The sequence below is a fragment of the Mycobacterium sp. genome, from assembly GCF_036488105.1.
Classification (GTDB): Bacteria; Actinomycetota; Actinomycetes; order Mycobacteriales; family Mycobacteriaceae; genus Mycobacterium.
Genome location: NZ_DASXHW010000447.1, coordinates 1 through 6,017 on the forward strand (window position 1 = coordinate 1; position 6,017 = coordinate 6,017).

Here is a 6,017-nt window from a genome sequence, read left to right on the forward strand (position 1 = left end):
TGAGCGAGCGCGGTAGCCGACGGCAACCCCTGCAGCGACTCCAGCCAATGCACGACGGTCAGCCGGTCGGGATACTTTGCCGCGAGTTCGCGCAGCGCATCGGCGAAGATCACCGACCGCTCGTCGCGGTTGGCGTAGACCAACAGCACCCGCCCGCCGCCTTCGAACAGCGCCGACTTGCAGATCGACATGATCGGCGTGATTCCGCTGCCGGCGGACAGCAGCAGGAAGTCGTCGTCGAGGGTTTTGGGTACGAATGTGCCCGACGGCGCCAGCACATGAATCCGCATGCCGGGATGGGCGTGGTCGCACAGCCAGTTCGACGCGTAGCCGTCTTTGTCCCGTTTCACGGTGACGGTCATCGCCTCGTCGGTGAACGGCGAGCTACACAGCGAATAGCAGCGGGCGACCGAGCCCGTGCGGTCACTGGGAACACGCAGCGTCAGAAACTGGCCGGGGGCGTAGCGCAACCGCTCCGCCGGTATCTGAGCGCCATCGGGCACCGTGAACACCAGCGAACGGGCGTCCTCGGTCTCGGTGACGACGTCGGCTACCTCCAGTTCGAGAACATGGCTGCCGAGCGGCTCGTCGGGAATCGTGCCCGTCACCACCCCGCCCTTCGTTCAGTCATAACTAGAACAGGTTACAGAAAGGTGTATCGGTATCGCTACCAGCCGCAGGAACAAGCTGCTCGACACAAATCGGAACGTGTTCTAGTCTTTGTCTACGTAAGCCACCTTTGGAGGAACCCTTGACGTCCATTCAACAACGTGACGCCCAGTCGGTCCTAGACGGCGTCGACGAACTACTGCCGAAGCTGCGGCAGCGCGCCCAGGAAACTGAGGACCTGCGCCGACTGCCGGACGCCACGGTCAGCGAGCTCCAGGAGATCGGTTTCTTCAAGTTGCTGCAGCCCCAGCAATGGGGCGGGCTGGAATGCGACCCCGCGCTTTTCTACGAGGCGGTCCGCCGACTGGCCAGCGCGTGCGGTTCCACCGGCTGGGTCAGCTCGATCATCGGTGTGCACAACTGGCACTTGGCGCTGTTCGACCAGCAGGCCCAGGACGAGGTCTGGGGCGACGACACGGCAGTGCGTGTTTCGTCGTCCTACGCGCCGATGGGCGCGGGCACGGTCGTCGACGGCGGCTACCTGGTCAGCGGTTCGTGGAACTGGTCGTCGGGTTGTGACCACGCAACCTGGGCTTTCTTGGGCGGCCCGGTGATCAAGGACGGCCGGCCGGTCGACTTCGGCAGCTTCCTGATCCCGCGCACCGAGTACCGCATCGATGACGTCTGGCACGTGGTGGGCCTGAAGGGCACCGGCAGCAACACCGTCGTCGTCAAGGATGTCTTCGTGCCGCGGCACCGCTTCCTGTCCTACAAGCAGATGAACGACGGCACCGCGGGCGGCTACCAGAACAACACCGCTGCGGTCTACAAGATGCCTTGGGGGACAATGCATCCCACTACCATCTCAGCGCCGATTGTCGGCATGGCCTACGGCGCGTACGACGCGCACGTCGAGCACCAGGGCAAGCGGGTGCGTGCGGCATTCGCCGGCGAGAAGGCCAAGGACGACCCGTTCGCCAAGGTCCGCATAGCCGAAGCAGCCAGCGACATCGACGCGGCGTGGCGACAGCTGATCGGCAATGTCAGCGACGAGTACGCATTGCTCTCAGCCGGCAAGGAGATCCCGTTCGACCTGCGCGCCCGTGCTCGTCGCGACCAGGTGCGCGCAACCGGACGGTCCATCGCCTCGGTCGACCGGCTGTTCGAGGCCTCCGGTGCCACGGCGCTGGCCAATGACGCACCGGTGCAACGCTTCTGGCGTGACGCGCACGCGGGCCGGGTGCACGCGGCCAACGACCCCGAGCGGGCCTACCTGATCTTCGGTAACCACGAGTTCGGGCTGCCGCCCGGCGACACCATGGTCTGATGACGGCGACGGAAGAACTCACCTTCGAGTCCACCTCCCGGTTCGTCGAGGTCGACGTCGACGGTCCGCTCAAGCTGCACTATCACGAGGCGGGCGTCGGCAAAGAGCAGACGATTGTGCTGCTGCACGGCGGCGGACCCGGTGCGGCGAGCTGGACGAACTTCTCCCGCAACATTCCGGTGCTGGCTCAGCGCTTTCACGTGCTGGCCGTCGACCAGCCCGGCTACGGTCACTCCGACAAACGCGCAGAGCACGGGCAGTTCAACCACTACGCGGCCAGGGCCCTGAAGGGTCTGTTCGACCACCTGGGCCTGGGACGTGTTCCGCTGGTGGGCAATTCGCTGGGCGGCGGTACCGCGGCCCGGTTCGCCCTGGACTACCCGGACAGGGCCGGCAAGTTGGTGCTGATGGGTCCGGGTGGGTTGAGCGTCAACCTGTTCGCGCCCGACCCCACCGAGGGTGTCAAGCGGCTCGGCAAGTTCTCGGTCGCGCCGACGCGGGAGAACCTCGAAGCGTTCCTTCGGGTCATGGTCTACGACCAGAAGCTGATCACCCCGGAACTGATCGACCAGCGCTTCGAACTGGCCTCCACGCCCGAATCGCTGACGGCGACCCGCGCGATGGGGATGTCGTTCTCCGGCGCGGACTTCGAGCTCGGGATGATGTGGCGCGAGGTCTACAAACTGCGTCAACCGGTGCTGCTGATCTGGGGCCGCGAGGACCGGGTCAACCCGATCGACGGTGCTCTGGTAGCGCTCAAGACGATTCCCCGTGCGCAGCTCCACGTTTTCGGACAGTGTGGGCATTGGGCACAGGTGGAGAAGTTCGACGAATTCAACAAACTGACTATCGACTTCCTAGGAGGTGCGTGATGAGCATCCGTTCACTTGGCTACCTGCGCATCGAAGCTACCGACATGCAAGCCTGGCGCGACTACGGGCTGAAGGTTCTCGGCATGGTCGAGGGCAAGGGCAGCACCGAGGGTGCGCTGTACTTGCGGATGGACGACTTCCCGGCCCGCCTGGTGATCGTGCCGGGCGAGCATGACCGGCTCTCCGAGGCCGGTTGGGAATGCGCGAATGCCGAAGGCCTGCAAGAGATCCGTAACCGGCTTGATCTCGAGGGCACGCCCTACAAGGAGGCTACCGCCGCCGAGTTGGCCGACCGTCGCGTCGACGAGATGATCAAATTCTCCGATCCCTCGGGCAACGGCCTGGAGGTCTTTCACGGCGCCGCGCTCGAACACCGCCGGGTCGTCAGCCCGTACGGCCACAAGTTCGTCACCGGTGAGCAGGGCCTGGGACACGTGGTACTGACGACTCGCGACGACGTCGAGACGCTGCACTTCTACCGCGATGTGCTGGACTTCAAGCTGCGTGACTCGATGCGACTGCCGCCGCAGGTGGTTGGGCGACCCGCTGACGGGCCGCCCGCCTGGCTGCGGTTCCTGGGCTGCAACCCCCGTCACCACAGCCTGGCCTTCATGCCCGGGCAGACCCCCAGCGGCATCGTGCACCTGATGATCGAGGTGCACGAAGCCGACGACGTGGGGCTGTGCCTGGACCGGGCGCTACGGCGCAAGGTGCCGATGTCGGCCACCCTGGGCCGCCACGTCAACGACCTGATGCTGTCGTTCTACATGAAGACACCCGGCGGATTCGACATCGAATTCGGCTGCGAGGGAAGAAAAGTCGACGACGTCGACTGGGTTGCCCGGGAGAGCACCGCTATCAGCCTCTGGGGCCACGACTTCAGCGTCGGCTTCAAGTAATGTCCGGGCAGATCGACGCCCGCGCCTTCCGTAGCGTGCTGGGTCAGTTCTGCACCGGAATCACGATCATCACCACCGTGCACGACGACGTGCCGGTCGGCTTCGCGTGTCAATCCTTTGCGGCATTGTCACTGGACCCTCCGCTCGTGCTGTTCTGTCCGACCAAGGTGTCGCGGTCCTGGAAGGCCATCGAGGCCAGCGGGAATTTCTGCGTCAACGTGTTGACCGAGAGCCAGAAGCACGTCTCGGCCCGGTTCGGCTCCAAGGAACCGGAGAAATTCGCCGGCATCGACTGGGCGCCTTCGGAACTCGGCTCGCCGATCATCGACGGGTCGCTGGCCTACATCGACTGCACGGTGGCCTCGGTGCACGACGGCGGCGATCACTTCGTGGTGTTCGGCGCGGTGAAGTCGCTGTCCGAAGTACCGAAAATCAAGCCGCGGCCCCTGCTGTTCTATCGCGGCGACTACACCGGCATCGAGCCGGACAAGACCACGCCCGCGCAGTGGCGTGACGACTTGGAAGCATTCCTCACCACGACCACCCAGGACACCTGGCTGTAGCGGACCTTGGATTGATGCCGTGTCCCAGGTGCCGCCCGCCCGTTACTTGCTAAGGGCCAAGGATTTCGTCGACGCACGCTATGCGGAGCAGATAACTGTCGAGGACCTGGCCGCGGCCGCAGGGTTGTCCCGCGCGCATTTCAGCAGGATGTTCTCCAAGACGTTCGGCGAGTCGCCGCGTGCCTACCTTCAGAGCCGACGGCTGGAGCGCGCGGCGGCTTTGCTGCGTTACACCGACCGCTCGGTGGCCGACATCTGTGTGATGGTCGGGCTGCAGAGCGTCGGTTCGTTCACGACCTCCTTCGCGCGGGTGTTCGGCAAGCCACCGGCCGCATACCGGGCGAGCATGCCCCCCGCCTCTGCGTACGCGCGGGTGCCGAGCTGCGTTCTGCAGCGTGACACCAGACCGGTTCCGGACAGCCGTGTCAAGACAGCACATGGGGAGAAGACGGGCGGCGTGAGCCGACCGTAGCGTCGGCCTCATGTTGAAAATTGCCAGCGCCCAACTGTGGGTGCACGACCAACAAGTCGCGTTGAACTACTGGACCGAGAAGGTGGGCATGGAAGTGCGCGAAGACGTCACGCTGCCCGAAATGGGCTTCCGGTGGCTGACCATCGGCCCGCCTGGCCAGGACGATGTGTCGATCGTGCTGATGGCCGTGCCCGGCCCACCAGTGATGGACGAGGTAACCAGAAAGCAGGTGTTGGAGGTCGTTGCGAAGGGCTTCGCCGGCACCGTGTTCCTGACCACCGATGACTGCCAGGCGACTTACGAGCAGCTCCGGGACCGTGGTGTCGAGTTCACCGAGGCGCCGCACGACATGCCATACGGCATCGACTCCGGATTCCGCGACCCGTCCGGCAACAGCGTGCGGCTCACGCAACTGAGTGGCTCCTGAACGACATCCGCGATGAGTTTGGCCGGCGCGGTAGGTCTATCCCTTATCCCAACGAAGGGGGACGGATGTCGATCGAACATGTCCTGGCCGTTGTTCCTGTGCGCGACATTGACAGGAGTCGACCCTGGTACGAGAAACTTTTCGGACGTCCGGCGGATAATAATCCGATGGCCAATCTTGTTGAATGGCAGGTGGTTTCGAATGGATGGGTCCAGGTCTTCTGCGACGATCAACGCGCCGGCTCAACCACTGTCAACTTCGCTGTGCAAGATTTGGATGGCCATATCGACGAGCTGAAACGGCGCGGCCTTGAGCCCGGCGAGATCGTTGCGGCCAACAAAGGCGTGCACTTGTCGGCGCTCACCGACCCGGATGGAAACCAGATCTGGCTGATTGGCGGGTTTCGGGTGCAGTACTGATACTTCGCGCTGACGCTACGCTCACCGGTGTGATTCGCTTTGTCTCTGTCGCATTGCTGACAGCCCTGGCCGTGGCATTGCTGCCATTGGCGCTGCTGTGGACGTGGGTGTGGTGGATCCCCGCCGCGGTGGTCGCGGTGGTTGCCGCCGTGGGCGTCTACGACCTCGTTCAGCGACAGCACTCGGTGCTGCGGAACTATCCGATCGTCGGGCACATGCGATTTCTGCTGGAGGCGCTGCGGCCGGAGATCCAGCAGTACTTCATCGAGCGGAACTTCGACGGGCGCCCCTTCGACCGCGACGTTCGATCGTTGATCTACGAACGGGCCAAGGGCACCGCCGCAGAGTTGGCGTTCGGCACCGAGCGCGACATCGATCAGGTCGGCTACGAGTATCTGGTGCACACGGCGCGACCGGTCGAGCCGCCCG

The 6,017-nt window shown here is 64.4% G+C and carries 8 protein-coding genes and 1 pseudogene; 8 read left to right on the forward strand and 1 reads right to left on the reverse strand.

Annotated features, from left to right (window positions below):
• The coding region (locus VGH54_RS23600; RefSeq protein ID WP_331514535.1) for an FAD-binding oxidoreductase at nucleotides 1–608 on the reverse strand (608 nt) is incomplete at its 3' end.
• Nucleotides 609–751: 143 nt separating this feature from the next.
• Here VGH54_RS23600 and hsaA point away from each other — a divergent pair.
• From hsaA to VGH54_RS23640, 8 genes and pseudogenes are all read left to right on the forward strand, one after another.
• Nucleotides 752–1,936 (forward strand): 3-hydroxy-9,10-secoandrosta-1,3,5(10)-triene-9,17-dione monooxygenase oxygenase subunit, encoded by a 1,185-nt coding sequence (hsaA, locus tag VGH54_RS23605; protein WP_331514536.1) that lies wholly within the window; start codon nucleotides 752–754, stop codon nucleotides 1,934–1,936.
• The gene (hsaD, locus tag VGH54_RS23610; RefSeq protein WP_331514537.1) at nucleotides 1,936–2,808 is read left to right on the forward strand and encodes a 4,5:9,10-diseco-3-hydroxy-5,9,17-trioxoandrosta-1(10),2-diene-4-oate hydrolase; all 873 of its coding nucleotides are present in this window, start codon (nucleotides 1,936–1,938) and stop codon (nucleotides 2,806–2,808) included. Before hsaA ends, hsaD begins: the two co-directional genes overlap by 1 nt.
• Nucleotides 2,808–3,707, forward strand: coding sequence for an iron-dependent extradiol dioxygenase HsaC (hsaC, locus tag VGH54_RS23615; protein ID WP_331514538.1), 900 nt, complete (start codon nucleotides 2,808–2,810; stop codon nucleotides 3,705–3,707). Before hsaD ends, hsaC begins: the two co-directional genes overlap by 1 nt.
• Nucleotides 3,707–4,270, forward strand: a complete 564-nt coding sequence (gene hsaB, locus VGH54_RS23620; protein ID WP_331514539.1) for a 3-hydroxy-9,10-secoandrosta-1,3,5(10)-triene-9,17-dione monooxygenase reductase subunit — start codon at nucleotides 3,707–3,709, stop codon at nucleotides 4,268–4,270. The genes hsaC and hsaB overlap by 1 nt, the downstream gene beginning before the upstream one ends.
• A gap of 19 nt (nucleotides 4,271–4,289) precedes the next feature.
• Entirely contained in the window at nucleotides 4,290–4,742 is a 453-nt protein-coding gene (locus tag VGH54_RS23625; RefSeq protein WP_331514540.1) for an AraC family transcriptional regulator, read from the forward strand.
• 10 nt (nucleotides 4,743–4,752) lie between these two features.
• Nucleotides 4,753–5,169 (forward strand): VOC family protein, encoded by a 417-nt coding sequence (locus tag VGH54_RS23630; RefSeq protein WP_331514541.1) that lies wholly within the window; start codon nucleotides 4,753–4,755, stop codon nucleotides 5,167–5,169.
• Between the two features lie 65 nt (nucleotides 5,170–5,234).
• A complete protein-coding gene (locus VGH54_RS23635; protein ID WP_331514543.1) occupies nucleotides 5,235–5,588 on the forward strand; it encodes a VOC family protein in 354 nt (117 codons plus the stop codon).
• Nucleotides 5,589–5,617: 29 nt separating this feature from the next.
• Nucleotides 5,618–6,017 (forward strand): annotated as a pseudogene (locus tag VGH54_RS23640) (FMN-binding glutamate synthase family protein); the annotation flags it as partial.

Bases quoted from the DNA above. Each gene is read 5' to 3' on its own strand.
- hsaD (WP_331514537.1), top strand. From the start codon at position 1,936: ATGACGGCGACGGAAGAACTCACCTTCGAGTCCACCTCCCGGTTCGTC.
- hsaC (WP_331514538.1), top strand. From the start codon at position 2,808: ATGAGCATCCGTTCACTTGGCTACCTGCGCATCGAAGCTACCGACATG.
- hsaB (WP_331514539.1), top strand. From the start codon at position 3,707: ATGTCCGGGCAGATCGACGCCCGCGCCTTCCGTAGCGTGCTGGGTCAG.
- VGH54_RS23630 (WP_331514541.1), top strand. From the start codon at position 4,753: ATGTTGAAAATTGCCAGCGCCCAACTGTGGGTGCACGACCAACAAGTC.
- VGH54_RS23635 (WP_331514543.1), top strand. From the start codon at position 5,235: ATGTCGATCGAACATGTCCTGGCCGTTGTTCCTGTGCGCGACATTGAC.